At 38.9% G+C, this 14,442-nt stretch carries 12 protein-coding genes; 5 read left to right on the top strand and 7 right to left on the bottom strand.

What is annotated here, in order from left to right; all coding sequences use genetic code 11:
• Window positions 1-25 precede the first annotated feature (25 nt).
• Window positions 26-631 (top strand): glutathione S-transferase family protein, encoded by a 606-nt coding sequence (locus KIP84_RS16545; protein ID WP_161282806.1) that lies wholly within the window; start codon window positions 26-28, stop codon window positions 629-631.
• 58 nt (window positions 632-689) lie between these two features.
• Here the strand turns inward: KIP84_RS16545 and KIP84_RS16540 are convergent, their stop codons facing one another.
• The gene (locus KIP84_RS16540) at window positions 690-1,367 is read right to left on the bottom strand and encodes a DUF1345 domain-containing protein (RefSeq protein WP_005066012.1); all 678 of its coding nucleotides are present in this window, start codon (window positions 1,365-1,367) and stop codon (window positions 690-692) included.
• 266 nt (window positions 1,368-1,633) lie between these two features.
• Window positions 1,634-2,539, bottom strand: coding sequence for a DNA-binding transcriptional regulator HcaR (hcaR, locus tag KIP84_RS16535; protein ID WP_174725928.1), 906 nt, complete (start codon window positions 2,537-2,539; stop codon window positions 1,634-1,636).
• Window positions 2,540-3,192: 653 nt separating this feature from the next.
• Here hcaR and KIP84_RS16530 point away from each other — a divergent pair.
• Complete coding sequence (locus KIP84_RS16530; RefSeq protein ID WP_005066015.1) at window positions 3,193-4,245, top strand: MBL fold metallo-hydrolase; 1,053 nt, start codon at window positions 3,193-3,195, stop codon at window positions 4,243-4,245.
• 66 nt (window positions 4,246-4,311) lie between these two features.
• Here KIP84_RS16530 and katG read toward each other — a convergent pair whose 3' ends face one another.
• The 3 genes from katG to KIP84_RS16515 all read right to left on the bottom strand — a co-directional run bounded on the left by katG (window position 4,312) and on the right by KIP84_RS16515 (window position 9,856).
• Window positions 4,312-6,468, bottom strand: a complete 2,157-nt coding sequence (gene katG, locus KIP84_RS16525) for a catalase/peroxidase HPI (protein WP_167564158.1) — start codon at window positions 6,466-6,468, stop codon at window positions 4,312-4,314.
• A 523-nt stretch (window positions 6,469-6,991) separates the two neighbouring features.
• Window positions 6,992-9,286 (bottom strand): phosphoenolpyruvate--protein phosphotransferase, encoded by a 2,295-nt coding sequence (ptsP, locus tag KIP84_RS16520; RefSeq protein WP_005066019.1) that lies wholly within the window; start codon window positions 9,284-9,286, stop codon window positions 6,992-6,994.
• A gap of 84 nt (window positions 9,287-9,370) precedes the next feature.
• Window positions 9,371-9,856, bottom strand: coding sequence for an RNA pyrophosphohydrolase (locus KIP84_RS16515; RefSeq protein ID WP_000567255.1), 486 nt, complete (start codon window positions 9,854-9,856; stop codon window positions 9,371-9,373).
• Between the two features lie 182 nt (window positions 9,857-10,038).
• On the opposite strand from KIP84_RS16515, the gene KIP84_RS16510 reads away from it, so the two are divergent.
• From KIP84_RS16510 to KIP84_RS16500, 3 genes are all read left to right on the top strand, one after another.
• Window positions 10,039-10,689 carry an HAD family hydrolase gene (locus KIP84_RS16510; protein ID WP_213688929.1) on the top strand — a complete coding sequence of 217 codons (651 nt, stop codon included), beginning with the start codon at window positions 10,039-10,041 and terminating at the stop codon, window positions 10,687-10,689.
• Between the two features lie 189 nt (window positions 10,690-10,878).
• Window positions 10,879-12,318, top strand: a complete 1,440-nt coding sequence (locus tag KIP84_RS16505; protein ID WP_213688928.1) for a DUF2252 domain-containing protein — start codon at window positions 10,879-10,881, stop codon at window positions 12,316-12,318.
• A 54-nt stretch (window positions 12,319-12,372) separates the two neighbouring features.
• The gene (locus KIP84_RS16500) at window positions 12,373-13,119 is read left to right on the top strand and encodes a sporulation protein (protein WP_213688927.1); all 747 of its coding nucleotides are present in this window, start codon (window positions 12,373-12,375) and stop codon (window positions 13,117-13,119) included.
• Window positions 13,120-13,148: 29 nt separating this feature from the next.
• On the opposite strand, the gene KIP84_RS16495 is transcribed toward KIP84_RS16500, so the two are convergent.
• Both KIP84_RS16495 and KIP84_RS16490 read right to left on the bottom strand, forming a co-directional pair.
• Complete coding sequence (locus tag KIP84_RS16495) at window positions 13,149-14,012, bottom strand: LysR family transcriptional regulator (protein ID WP_005066023.1); 864 nt, start codon at window positions 14,010-14,012, stop codon at window positions 13,149-13,151.
• Between the two features lie 115 nt (window positions 14,013-14,127).
• Window positions 14,128-14,382: a DUF2061 domain-containing protein gene (locus tag KIP84_RS16490; protein WP_005804193.1), complete on the bottom strand. Its 255-nt coding sequence runs from the start codon at window positions 14,380-14,382 to the stop codon at window positions 14,128-14,130.
• Window positions 14,383-14,442 lie beyond the last annotated feature (60 nt).

Here is a 14,442-nt window from a genome sequence, read left to right as displayed (position 1 = left end):
CTACGATAAACAAGGAGCAATAAGAATGAGCCTTAAACTTTATACTAACAAAGAGTCACGTGGTGTAGTTATTGACTGGCTTTTGGTCGAGTTGGGTGTTGAATGTGAACGAATTGAAGTCGCATATAAGACCGAGATGAAATCGCCTGAATATCTAAAACTTAATCCTTTTGGAAAAGTACCGGTATTGGTAGATGGCGATGTCGTGATTTATGAGTTGGGTGCAATCTGTGCATATCTAGCCGACAAGTTTAGTGATAAAGGTTTGGCACCAGCCTTGAATGATCCGAAACGTGGTTTGTACTATCGTTGGTTATTTGTGATGGCGGGCCCTTGGGAAGCTGCGGGTGTTGATAAAGCTTTAGGAATAGAAGTATCACCTGAGCAAAAAATGTTTGTTGGCTATGGCGATTACAACGATGCTTATCAAGCTTTAGTTCAGGGATTGAGTGAAGCGAATCCGTATGTATGTGGTGAGCAATTTACCGCAGCAGATGTAAGTGTTGGAGCAATGCTTTTATGGCAGTTAAAAATGAATGTGATTGAGTCACATCCTGCTATTACCCGTTATGTTGAAACGATCAAACAGCGTGAAGGCTTAAAACAAAGTACTATGGGGCAACTGCTGTAAACCTAATATTCTTAAAAGTCACCCAAAGGGGTGGCTTTTTTGTTTTCAAATAAAGGTTTTAATTGGTAAGAAAACCAGCAGCAACGTTAATACAAATCGCTAAAATGGTGGTATTAAATCCAAAAGACAACACAGCGTGAAATAAGTTTAAAAGACGCATGTGCTTGGTGGTAATTGACACATCCGCAGTTTGAGCAGAAGTACCAATAATATAACTAAAATATAGAAAATCAGGATAAGTTGGCTGCTTTGTGCCAGGGAAATCTAACCCTCCATTTTCTTCATTTCTAGATAAAGCTATATAAAAATCATGAGCATAATGTAGAGCAAAAACGGTATGCATAAAAAGCCATGCAGACACAATGGTGAGTAAAGCTAAAGCCACATGGCCTAACTTTGCAGAACTGTCGGAAGGGAGCTGTGACAGTTGAATTAGAATAGCAACCAGACACATGATTAATGCCAATAAAACAATCAGCATAATGACCCATTTGCTTTCATCTTGTTTTTTAGCTTGCTGTTGCATTTGTGAATGGTCGGCACTTTTCATGAGTTGCCAAACATGGAGTAAATATATGCTAACGGAAGCATTCCAGCTGACTAATAAAATAGTTGACCACTTCCATGATGTTAACCATGTCAAAATACCAGCTGTGACAATACCTATGAATAAAGCAATAAAGAAATGCGGGCGGTTTTGTACACTACGTCCTAGATGTTGAAATACGCCAACCATTTTCCTAGTCTCCTTTATTACACGGTAAATATATTATTTTTTATTAAATGGTGAAAATAATATATGGTTTTATATAGATTTTATTTCAATTCGTTTCATTTATATTCATGAGATATTTAATTTTACTTATTAGGTAAAATAAGACATTACCGCGGATTAAACTGTTTATAAAAAGTATAAAATAAATAGAAGGAATATTTATTTATACTTTTTTATAAAGATGATCTTATTAATCATGTGCTTAATAATAAAGTTATTCGTAATAATTAAGCATGGTTTAAGTTTTTATCTAAATGGAATACTTTAGTGAGCTGGTCAATGAATTTTTGAACGCCTAAAGACTGTGAGTTTTTACGGTAATTTACGAATAAATCAAGTGTTGGTAAGTCGACATCCAGTGGGCGAACTATCGTGTTTTTGATGCCTAAAGGCGCAACGTAGGCAGGTAAAATTGTACAGCCTAATCCAGAACCAAGAGAGTTAATATTGAATAATATACTGTCTGCTCTTTGAACAATATTCAGTTCAATGTTATGAGTTTTAGCAAAATCTAAAATAGTGTTATGTAAGGTTTGTGATTGCTCGGCTGCCGGAATAATAAAGTCAATACCTTGTAAGGCATGGACTGGGATTCGATCATATTGAGCAAGTGGATGATTTTTAGGAAGTAAGAAAATCAGGGGTTCAGTTAAAACAAATTGGCTTTGTATTTCATCACTATTTGTATTTTCACGAGTAAACGTAATGTCCAGCTCTCCTTTTTTTAAGGCTTTAAGCTGTTCAGTATTGTTTAAATTAGATAATTCAATGGTGAGGTCTGGGTGTTGTAGTCGCAGATTAGGAAGTACATAAGGGAAAATTTTCATTTCTGCGATGGGAACGAAACCGATACGTAACAATTGCTGTTTAGCCTTAGAAACTTGTCGTGCCATAGCGACCGCTTTTTCAGCCTGAGCGAGGGTGAGTCGAGCATGTTCTAAAAATACTTCGCCTTCTTCTGTTAACTCAACTTTGCGTTTTGTGCGGTTTAAAAGTCGTACACCAACGTCTTCTTCTAAATCTTTAATTTGTTGGCTAAGAGAGGGCTGTGCGGTAAAAAGTTTAAGAGCGGCTTTACTAAAATTTAATTCTTCAGCAACGGTAATGAAATATCGGAGATGGCGTAGTTCCATAAGACTAATCCAAAAAATGTCTTACTATGATTTAAGTGAAGTATAAAGCATAAATAGATATAGCGTGAAGGTGATTTAGGTATTTATAAAATAAATGGAATTTTAATTTTCATTAAAGATTTAATATGGGAATATAAGCTCAAATAATTCATAAAATATATTAATAATTAAATAATAAATACATTATTTATAATTAATCAAAGAATTTTCTAAAGGATTTAAATATTCATTTAAGAAATTCTCATATTATGCAAAAACTAGAATAATAAAATAAATTTATAACCTATAGGTCGCTAACATCTACTCAAATCTAATTGTTACTAAATATATTGTTTTCATTGCACAAAAGAATCCTAACGTAAAAATTATAGGCGACAAAGATGAAATAGACAGGTTCTATAGCGGCTTTCGGCATCTTCTAATTGTTATGTTATACAAGAAGTCTTAGTAAGAATGGTAATTACTGACGCATAAACTCAACACATCTAAGTGTTTTTTATGGCACTCTAATTTAACTTAGGTTAGCTATGACCACGATAAAATGGATATTTATATGATAAATAAGTGTAAGTGCCATAGCTTAATTTGTTTTAATCGTTAAGATAGAAACCTGATCACATCCATTCTGCTGATGCTAAAACATAGAAAAGCCCATGAAAGACAAGCCGACATTAACATATCAATTGCCGACTCAGTCCTGTTGGACGCATACATGGATAAAACCTCCTTTTTGTCATCCCGAGTCTGGGCATGAAACGGATACACGTTTTTATAATCAACAACCTAAATCACCTGCTCGTGGCTCAAAAGAGTTATTGCGTTGGTTGGTTACGCGTGAGTCTTTTACATGGAAAGTGGATATTCAAAATGAATATGAAACCCGTGTAAATACGGCTGTAGCTTTGCCGCAAAATCGACCTCAGGCAGATCTGGATGATTGGCAAGTTTGGTTTGTTGGGCATGCAACGGTATTGGTTCAGATTGGTCCTTATAACTTTATTACCGACCCAGTGTGGTGTGATTATGCAAGTCCTTCACAAGGGCGTGGCCCACGCCGTGTATGCCCAGCAGGTTTTGCACTAGAACAATTACCGACGATTCATGGAGTTTTGCTCAGCCATAATCATTATGATCATATGGACTTGGCGACACTTGAATGGCTACATAAAAAATTCGCAATGCCAATTTACACTGGACTTGGGAATGGGTTTTATCTACCTAAAGAGTTTCATGTCATTGAGATGGATTGGTGGCAAGAAATTCCCTATCACGAATTAAGAATAATCTATACACCTGCACAGCATGGTTCAGGTCGTGGTTTGCGCGACCAGAATAAGGCACTTTGGGGCGGCTTTTCGGTTGTGGCTAAAACAGGTCATTGTTTCTTTGCGGGTGATACCGGTTATGCGGGTCATTTTAAGCAAATACATGCCCGTTATGGCGCACCGCGAGTTGCCTTGCTTCCAATAGGTGCGTATGAGCCACGTGAACTGATGAGCTATGTTCATATGAACCCGCAAGATGCGCTACATGCGCACTTCGATTTACAGGCTCATCGTTCTATTGCGATTCATTATCGAACTTTCCAGTTGACTGATGAAGACCGAGAAGACCCAGAGCATGCTCTAGCACAGGCAATTAAAGCTTCGTCAAAGCTTGCAAATCCTTTTTATTGCATTCGGGAAGGACACAAACTGACTGTTTAAAAAACGATGCTTGATATTAAAAAAGCCAGTTCAAATTGAACTGGCTTTTTACTATTTTGACTTAAATTAAGCTAAGTCAAAACGGTCAAGATTCATGACTTTAGTCCATGCAGCAACAAAGTCTTGAACAAATTTTTCTTTACCATCTGCCTGAGCATAAACTTCGGCTAATGCACGTAAGATTGAGTTTGAACCGAAAACTAAATCATTACGAGTTGCGGTAAATTTTACTGCGCCTGTTTTACGATCTTTGCCTTCAAATACTTCGCTTGTTGAGTCAACAGGCGCCCATACAGTTGACATGTCGAGTAAGTTCGTAAAGAAGTCTGTGCTAAGTACACCAACTTGCTGAGTAAATACACCGTGTTGTGAGCCATCCCAGTTGGTGCCCAGTACACGTAAGCCACCAATCAATGCAGTTAACTCTGGTGCAGTCAAAGTCAGCTGTTGTGCTTTATCAATTAATAATGCCTCAGTTGTTGCGCTGACACCCTCTTTTTTCCAGTTTCTAAAACCATCGGCAAGGCCAAGGAGTAATTGGAAAGATTCGACATCAGTTTGACTTTGTATTGCATCAACACGACCAGGGGCAAATGGAACGCTAATGTTGAAACCTGCCGCTTGCGCAGCTTGTTCTACACCAACATTACCTGCAAGCACGATTAAATCAGCTAATGATAATTGAGTAGAAGCTTTGAGTTCTTCAATTTTAGTTAAAGTCTCAACTGCTTTTTTATTTACGTCCCATTCACGTTGTGGCGATAAAGCAATACGTGCACCATTTGCACCGCCACGCTTGTCTCCACCACGGAACGTGGATGCTGAAGCCCAACCAAGGGAAACTAGCTCACCAGCAGATAATCCCAATGCAACAATTTTTGCTTTTGCATCATCTATGCTAGCAGCAGATGGTATAGCGCTGGCAGCAGGTAATGGGTCTTGCCAGATTAAATCTTCAGCCGGAACTTCAGGACCTAAATAACGTGCTTTTGGCCCCATATCACGGTGAGTTAATTTGAACCAAGCGCGAGCAAAAGCATTGGCAAATGCTTGTGGATCGTTAAGGAAACGACGAGAGATCTTTTCAAACTCAGGATCAAAACGTAAGGTCAAATCTGTAGTAAGCATTGTTGGCTTACGTTTAACTGATGGGTCGAATGGATCTGGAATGATTGCCTCAGCATCTGCTGCTACCCATTGAATTGCACCAGCAGGTGAACGCTCTTGTACCCACTCGTATTTGAATAGGTTTTCAAAGAAGTAGTTGCTCCATTGTGTTGGCGTTTGTGACCAAATCACTTCTAAACCTGAGGTGATTGCATCTTTACCCACACCAGTACCAAAACTGTTTGACCAGCCAAAGCCCATTTGTTCAATTGAAGCTCCCTCAGGATCAGCCTGAACATGGTCAGCAGAGGCAGCGCCGTGAGTTTTACCTAAAGTATGACCGCCTGCGATTAAGGCAACAATTTCTTCATCATCCATTGCCATATTGCCGAAAGTCGCGCGAATAAATGGTGCAGCTGATTTAGGATCACCGCTGGCTTGTGGGCCTTCAGGGTTTACATAAATTAGACCCATTTCGGTTGCAGCGAGATTACTGCCTTCTAATGCTTCAGAGTTGCGATGAGCTAACCATTCTTTTTCATCGCCCCAGTTTACATCGTTGTCTGGTTCCCAAACATCTTCACGACCTGCACCAAAACCGAAGGTGCGGAAACCCGAAGATTCAAGTGCGATGTTTCCAGCAAGAATAAATAAATCTGCCCACGATATTTTTTGACCGTATTTTTGTTTAACTGGCCATAATAAGCGGCGCGCTTTATCTAAGCTTGCATTGTCAGGCCAACTATTTAATGGCGCAAAACGTTGTTGACCACGACCAGCACCACCACGACCATCGCCCATGCGATATGTCCCGGCAGCATGCCATGCTAATCGAATAAATAAGCCTGTATAATTTCCCCAATCGGCTGGCCACCAATCTTGAGAATCGGTTAATACATTTTTGATATCAGCTTTGAGGGTGTAGTAGTCGAGTTTTTTAAATTCTTGACGGTAATTAAATTCTTTACCAAGTGGATTAGAGCGTTCTGAATGTTGGTTGAGTAGGTCGACGCGTAGTTGTTTTGGCCACCAATGTAAACTAGGCGTGCCACCACCGACCGTTACCTCTGGTTTTGATTTATGGCCTGAAAAAGGGCATTTTGATTCGTCTGACATGGTTATATTCTCTCTGGGTAATAATTATTGAGCTCTTCGTAAAATGTTAGGGCTCATTTTCCTGGACTTCTGGTTTAAAAACTCATGTTTACTAAATAAAGAAATGGGAGAACAAATGGTGAGAGAAACCGTTTAAAAGTCTTTTCACTGAGATGTCGGCCATTATATTTTATTTAATAATGCATCAGATTCCTTTACTTGTTATTCCTCCAATTTACTGCATGAAGGTTAAAAAACAAGAGGAAAAATAAGATGGAACTTGTAAATAACGATGCATAGAATTACCTCTTCAATTGTTGGAACAACGTAAGATCTTTTAATAACGCTCTGTAAATATACTAGGAGTAGGAGTCTTATTTTTCAAATGGATTAAACTGTCAATATTGATTTAAAAAACCGATTATATGTTTATTTAATAGATTAAGATGGCGGCAATAGTGAGATGAAATTTTTATATTTAGTTGTAGTAGAAGCGATCTCAAATGAATAAAGGAGAGCAGTGCTCTCCTTTATTGTTTATATATTAAACATTTACGATTCGATTCGATTTAACCATATCAGCTAAACCGTGAGTTTTAAAATAGTACTCAAGCCAACTTTTCACGATGAGTGGATTATTCATTTTCATGACATCATCCAGCAATTTTTGTGCATCTGTCATTGGTACATGACAAATTGCTTTTCGTACACGCAAAATATTACTCGAGCTCATTGAAAGGGTATTAAAGCCCATTGCCATGAGCAGGATTGCTGATAATGGATCACCTGCCATTTCACCACAAATACTGATAGGTTTTTTGTATTCATGACATTCTTTAACTAAGCGGGTTAGCGCACGTAGAATGGATGGGTGAAAGTGTGAGTAAACGTTTGCTACATGTGGATTATTACGGTCAACTGCAAGTAAATACTGGGTTAAGTCATTTGAGCCGACCGAGAAGAAATCGACGAGTTCAGCAAACTCATCAATTTGTAGCAGTACGCTCGGCACCTCAACCATAATTCCAATTTTTGGTTTGGTAATTTTAACTTGCTCTTCTTCTTGCACTGCAATCCAGTCACGCTCAAGTAAATAAAGTACTTCTTCGACTTCACTGACTGTAGTGACCATTGGCAATAAAATATGCAAATTATTTAAACCAATACTAGCTTTGAGCATGGCGCGAATTTGCGAAGAAAAAATCTCGGGATGATCGAGCGTGAAACGAATACCACGCCAGCCTAATGCCGAGTTTTCTTCTTCAATACTGAAATACGGCAAGTCTTTATCGGCACCAATATCCAGAGTTCGCATCACCACAGGTTTGTTGGCGAAATGGCTCAACTGTTGACGGTAGATTGCGCGTTGTTCTTCTTCACCCGGGAAACGTTCCCGTAACATGAATGGAATTTCACTTCGGTATAGACCTACGCCTTGAGCGCCACGTTGTACTCCGCGTACTACGTCAATCATGAGGCCCGTATTCACATAGAGCTGAACAGACACACCATCTGGAGTAATCGCTTCTTTGGTCTCGTATTGTTTGAGATCTTTTGCGATTTGTTCATCTTCTTTTTGGATTTCTTTATAGCGTTGACGTAAACGACGTGGAGGGTTTACAAAAACACGGCCTTGATAGGCATCCACAATCATTTCTGCATCATCAAGTGTGTTAACTGGCAGTTCAGTTACACCAACTACAGTGGGAATACCTAATGCACGAGCCACAATCACCATATGTGAGTTGGCTGCACCTTCGGATGTCACAATCGCTGCAATATTGTCTACTGGCAACTCAACGAGAGCAGCAGTACTAATTTCTTCACCAATTAAAATACTGTCTGGACTCAGGTCACGATGGCTAGAGTCTTCTTCTTGCAAAGAAGCTAAAATACGTCGCCCTAAATCTTTAAGATCAGAAACTCGCTCACGAAGATAGTCGTCTTCCATTTGTGCAAAAAGGGCAGTGTGTTTTTCAATGACACGACGTACTGCACCTTGTGCCCAATGTCCATCACGAATGAGTTCTTTAATTTCTGCTGGCAATGCATTTTCATCTAGCATTCTTAAGAAAACACTAAATAGAGCGCGCTCTTCGGCCATGAGAGAATCATGCATTTTTTCATCTAAAGAACGGATCTCTGAACGTACTGATGAAATGGCTTGATCTAAAATTCGAAGTTCATCACTAATATCTTCTGCTTCACGATCAGGCACAGAACCCAAATCGGCAGGCGGATATAAAATAATAGCGCGACCTAAAGCAACGCCACCTGCACCTGAAGCACCCTGGAAGGTTTTATAGGCAGGTCCATTACTCGGCTTACGAAATACGTCAATATTTCCAACTGCATGAGCGTGGGCAATCACGCCAGAAAGCTGGGCACACAGCGTAACTAAAAAAGACTCGGCAGCTTCGCTAAAATCTTGTGGCAGTTTGTTTTGGACAACCAAAACACCCATAACCTTACGACGGTACATGACTGGTACGCCAAGGAATGAGTTATAAATTTCTTCGCCTGTTTCAGGTAAATACAAGAAACGCTCATGTTTTGGCGCATTGTCAAGGTTAACGATTTCTTCACGTTGCCCGACCAGACCAACCAAGCCTTCACCGAGTTGCAAAGAAACATGGCCTACAGATTCTGGATTTAAGCCTTTAGAGGCCATCAATACATAGCGCTGATTGCGTTCGTCGAGTAAATAAATAGAGCAAACATCCACTTTCATGGCCTCAGCAACCTGATTAACCATGATGTCTAATGATTCATGCAAACTGACGGACGCATTAACCTCTTGGACAATGCGCCGTAGAGTGTCGAGTTGCATGTTTGACATGGATGTATACTCCAGTATTTTTTAGACTATGAATGTATTTATAACAGCACTTTTAATAAAAATCATTTGCTAGATAAATGATTTTTAGGGTAATTGTTGCATCGGCAACTGTGTACACAACTCCACCATGGCTTTACGATAAACATCACGTTTGAAGTTCACCACTTGTCCAAGAGGATACCAATAGCTAACCCACTGCCATTCATCGAATTCGGGCGGGTCGGAGAGGTTTAACTGAATATTTTTTGCAGGCGCAGTTAACTTCAGTAAAAACCATTTTTGTTTCTGTCCGATACATACGGGGTCAGAGTCTGACCGAATATACCGATGTGGCAAACGATAACGCAGCCATCCTTTGGTTTGCGCAATAATCTGGACATGTTCGGGCAATAAGCCGATTTCTTCTCTCAGTTCTCGAAAAAGTGCCTGTTCAGGGGTTTCTCCAAACTGGATGCCTCCTTGTGGAAATTGCCAAGCATTGTGACCAATGCGCTTTGCCCATAAAACCTGTCCATCATCGTTTGCCAAAATGATCCCGACATTCGGTCGGAAACCTTCTGAGTCGATCATTTGGCTACCTAAATATTGTCTATATCGTTGACTTTAATCGCGGGGACAAACACTTTTTTATGTCCAGCTCGAAAAGATCAAAGTAAAATGTTTAAATTGCTACGATCTTAACGAATTTCTATCGACTAGCGGAGATAGATTTACATTTTTTTTCTTAAATTTCAGTTTAAACGAGAATTTTCATGAAACTGGCGTTGTTTGATTTAGACCATACCTTGTTAAATACCGATTCAGACCATTCTTGGGGTGAATTTTTAGTCAATGAAGGTTTGGTTGATCCGGTTCATCATCGTCAGATGAATGATAAATTTTATGAAGATTACAAAGCAGGGCAACTTGACCCATATGCTTATAATGAATTTGTTTTCGGATTTTTAACGCAGCATGACAACGACTACTTAACTGAGCTCCACCAATTGTTCATGCAAAAAGTCATTCGTCCGCAAATGCGTCCAAAAGGTTTTGACGCAATCAAAAAACATCAAGATTTAGGCCATACTATTGTGGGTATTACGGCAACGAGTGATTTTATTACTGCGCCGATTTTCCGTGAATTTGGGATTACCGAAATTTTAGCAACCAATGCTGAAGTGGCTGACGGAAAATATACGGGTAAAGTTGCTGGTTTAGCGTGTTATCAAAAAGGCAAACTTGCACGTCTAAATGCATGGTTGGAAGGCCGTAACGTGTCTGAGTCTTGGGCGTATTCCGATTCAATTAATGACCGTTTTTTACTTGAATATGCAACGCATGCAATTGCAGTAAATCCTGATGATCGCCTTGAAAAACTGGCTCAAGAACACAATTGGGACATTCAGGACTGGTCGATTTAAAATTGTGGAGTTGGAAGAACAATTTGAAAAGTTTTGAGGTCTTCCAACTCTTAACTATATTTAAAATCATTTTTTAATATTTCTTGTAAATCTTAGCTAAAAAAAGATATTGCTATGATTAATAAAATAAATTTTATCTTGGTAAAGATTTCAGAATATAAAAAATTTTAATTTAAAAATGAGGGAATAATGTCAAAAACAACACCAATTAAATTACCAAAACAACTTTGGAATGATGAAAGTATTGATTTAACACGTCATAGCTATCAGGGGAAACTACTAAATAAAAGCGAAGGCTTCAAATTAGGTAAGGCTCAACGTAAAAAAGTTCCACGTGAACAGCTATCAAAGCTTTCTGAACGACCAAAAGGTACAACTGCTTTAACGGTCTATGATTGGAGTAACCAAGGACGTTTAGAAAAACTCAAACCGATTCGTGCAAAACGGATGAGTGTTTCTCCATTTACATTTTATCGTGGCATGCCTTCTTTGATGCTATTTGATCAAGCGTGGGAGCCGGTAAATTCAGGCTTATTTCAACAGATTTGTGGGGATTGTCATTTAAGTAATTTTGGTGGTTTTGCAAGTCCAGAACGTAACCTGTTATTTGGAATTAATGATTTTGACGAAACTTTAGTTGCCCCGTTTGAATGGGATGTAAAGCGTTTAGCAACCAGTTTTGTAATTGCAGCGCGTGATATTCATCTTGCAGAGAAAGTCGGGTTAAAAGCAATTAAAATAATGCTGAATAGTTATCGTCAGCACTTATTAGAAATTACAGAACTTTCACCATTACAAGTGTGGTATGAAAAAGTTGATGCCAGTACATTATTAGAAAATACTGAGTGTCGAAAACTAAGAAAGAAACGCGAGAAGCATCTTGATTCAGCACAGAAAAGAACTGCGTACTCTGTTTTGCCAAAGCTTACGCAGCAAGATCAAGATACAGGATTTCGTCATTTTGTGGATGATGCGCCGTTATTATGGCATCCAGATGTAGATGAGCCATTTGGTAAAGATGTTGATGTGTTTTTTCAACAATACCGTGATTCTTTAAAATATGATCGCCAAGTGCTTTTTGATCGTTATCAACGTACAGATGTAGCTTTGAAAGTAGTAGGTGTCGGAAGTGTTGGTACTCGATCAGCGATTGCATTATTTCAAGATGCAGATCGGGAACCGTTAATTTTACAAATGAAAGAAGCGAATCCATCAATTCTTAGCCCATTATTTGTAGACAAGGTAAATCACGAAGGTGAGCGTGTAGTGCATGGTCAGCAGCTCATGCAGGCCGCAAGTGATATATTTCTTGGGTTCTCTTCTATATCGACTCAACATTTTCATGTACGTCAGTTACGTGATATGAAAATTTCGGTTGATCTTAGTGACATGGATGATGAGTATTTCTATGAGTATGCCGAAAGTTGTGGATTAGCCTTAGCTCATGCCCATGCTAAATCTGGAAATGCAGATGTACTTATGGGATATCTTGGCGAAGGTAATACAATAGTAGAAGTATTACAAATGTATGCAGAAGAATATGCAGAACGTAATCTAAATGACTATCAGCAATTTATGAATGAAGTTGCAGATGGTAAGATTCAGCTCGCTGGAGATGATACACTTTAATAATAAGTATGCTGCTACAGATGACAGGAAATAATTCGAAAGGTTAGAGAAAAAATGTTTAGTAAAATTATGTCTGGTTTGGGTCTTCAAGGTGTGACGGTAGAAACTGTTTTACAGAACCCAAGCTTGCAAGCAGGCAGCACATTGCATGGAGAAATTAGCTTTAAAGGTGGATCATCTGATAAAGAGATTAATGGTCTTTATTTGCAATTGGTGACGATGGCAGAAGTCGAATCTGGTGATCATGAGTTTAACCAACCTTTAGTTTTACAAGAGTGGTTAGTGAACTCTCGATTCCTCTTGCCAGCACATCAAGCGCATTCTTTCCCTTTTAGTATTAAACTACCATTTGAGACACCAATTACTGAGGTTGCTTGTCGAAGAAATGGTGCACGTGTTTGGATTCAAACCCATATGGATGTTGATTGGGGATTAGATGCGACTGATCGTGATTATCTAAAGGTTCTGCCAACTCCAGCCATGCAAATGTTTCTACAGGCTATGCAGCGATGTGGCTTCGTTCTATCGACAGTAGATGTAGAAAAAGGGCAGCTGACTGCGCGAAATTTTAGATCAACGATTGGTTGTTACCAAGAGCTTGAATTTGTCTCTTCACATATGTTTAGCGGATTTAATGAAGTTGAGGTATCTTTTGTTGCTGAACCTAATCAAATTCACGTTATGCTTGAAGTAGACCGTCATTTTCGATCAGATCAGCTATTAACGATGACGATTCCACATCATATGCTTGATGAAAACCAAATGGTGCAACAAATTAGAAGCCTCTTAAAGCTTGGGTAAATTAAATTAGATGCTTAAATAAGAGCCTTTTATGCATCCTGCATCATTTTAATCAACTCCTGCATGGCTCTAGATTGAGTGCGTGCAGGATGCCAAACCATACCTAATTGACGATTCATCTCAACATTTAAATCAAGTTGCTGCATATCCTGATTCAATAGAGTTTTTGGTAAAACTGACCAACCCAAACCAATCGAGACTAACATGCGAATAGACTCAAGAGGGTTATTGCTCATGGTAATTTTTGGTTTAAGTCCTTGTTTTTCAAACTCAGCTAAAGTGATTTGAGCAGTATAAGTTTGTGCAGCGGGTAATAAGCTTGGATATTCAATTAAATCTTGTAAGGTAAGATTCTTCTTTTGTGCCAGCGGATGAAAAGGGGCAGCAACAAAAACTAAAGGATCATTCCAAATTGTAATGTAGTTAAGACGCTCATCTCCTGAAGGAGGAAGCGTTAAAAATGCTAGTTCTAAATCACCAGCCAATACTTGTTCATGGGCTTGCTCTGAGTCAACAAAATGCACATCTAGAGTGACTTGAGGAAATTGCTGAACAAAATGTTTAAGCGGTGCAGGTAAGTGATGTAAACCAATATGGTGACTCGTACCGACTTTCAAGCGGCCTTGTACCTGAGTTTGTTCATGGCTCAGCGTATGGTGAATATCACCCAGCTCATTTAACCAGTTTTTAACTTTAGGAAGTAAGGAATGTGCAGCATGAGTTGCCTGAACACCACGACCTGCAGATTCGAATAGTTTTACGCCAAAATATTCTTCTAAGCTGTGAATTCGTTTGGTAACAGCAGGTTGAGTAATAAATAACTGATCTGCTGCCACAGAGATAGACCCTGTTTCCATAACTTTTACAAAAGCTTCAAAGGCTGCAAGATTCATAATACAACTCAACTTGGAATAGAAAAATCGAGGGGCTAAAGTTGCCGAGCCAAAATCGTATCATGCTTGCAGCAAAACGAGTGAGAAAGTTGTGAATTACCGCACTAATCTTAGCCTAAGCCGTTGTTTCTTTTTCAGCTAAGGCTGATATGCGGCGATCTTTAGCAGCCCAAACTTTTTCATGGAAGAAAAAAGCAAAAGCTTGTACGGTTGGTTCAAGCATACTTAATGTTAAAGCCATCCAGATATTACCTGTTACAAAGTATGCGACTAGCATTGCGACAGTAATATGCATAATGTAATAGCTTAAGGTTTTCTTTAAGGTACGTTGATTATTTATAACGAATTTTTGGATATTAGCCATGATCATTCTCTTTAGCCACTTTAGATATTTTTAGTATAGGCATTAGAGTATAAGATTAAAAATTGA

The sequence above is a fragment of the Acinetobacter sp. BHS4 genome (genome assembly GCF_018454425.1).
Taxonomy (GTDB): Bacteria; Pseudomonadota; Gammaproteobacteria; order Pseudomonadales; family Moraxellaceae; genus Acinetobacter; species Acinetobacter pittii.
The sequence above is the reverse complement of the archived record's forward strand: the minus strand, read 5'-3'. Positions and strand labels throughout refer to the sequence as shown.

What these genes read in the sequence shown, in the direction of transcription:
- KIP84_RS16545 (WP_161282806.1), top strand. Translation starts at nt 26, where the DNA reads ATGAGCCTTAAACTTTATACTAACAAAGAGTCACGTGGTGTAGTTATT.
- KIP84_RS16540 (WP_005066012.1), bottom strand. Translation starts at nt 1,367, where the DNA reads ATGGTTGGCGTATTTCAACATCTAGGACGTAGTGTACAAAACCGCCCG.
- hcaR (WP_174725928.1), bottom strand. Translation starts at nt 2,539, where the DNA reads ATGGAACTACGCCATCTCCGATATTTCATTACCGTTGCTGAAGAATTA.
- KIP84_RS16530 (WP_005066015.1), top strand. Translation starts at nt 3,193, where the DNA reads ATGAAAGACAAGCCGACATTAACATATCAATTGCCGACTCAGTCCTGT.
- katG (WP_167564158.1), bottom strand. Translation starts at nt 6,468, where the DNA reads ATGTCAGACGAATCAAAATGCCCTTTTTCAGGCCATAAATCAAAACCA.
- ptsP (WP_005066019.1), bottom strand. Translation starts at nt 9,286, where the DNA reads ATGTCAAACATGCAACTCGACACTCTACGGCGCATTGTCCAAGAGGTT.
- KIP84_RS16515 (WP_000567255.1), bottom strand. Translation starts at nt 9,856, where the DNA reads ATGATCGACTCAGAAGGTTTCCGACCGAATGTCGGGATCATTTTGGCA.
- KIP84_RS16510 (WP_213688929.1), top strand. Translation starts at nt 10,039, where the DNA reads ATGAAACTGGCGTTGTTTGATTTAGACCATACCTTGTTAAATACCGAT.
- KIP84_RS16505 (WP_213688928.1), top strand. Translation starts at nt 10,879, where the DNA reads ATGTCAAAAACAACACCAATTAAATTACCAAAACAACTTTGGAATGAT.
- KIP84_RS16500 (WP_213688927.1), top strand. Translation starts at nt 12,373, where the DNA reads ATGTTTAGTAAAATTATGTCTGGTTTGGGTCTTCAAGGTGTGACGGTA.
- KIP84_RS16495 (WP_005066023.1), bottom strand. Translation starts at nt 14,012, where the DNA reads ATGAATCTTGCAGCCTTTGAAGCTTTTGTAAAAGTTATGGAAACAGGG.
- KIP84_RS16490 (WP_005804193.1), bottom strand. Translation starts at nt 14,382, where the DNA reads ATGATCATGGCTAATATCCAAAAATTCGTTATAAATAATCAACGTACC.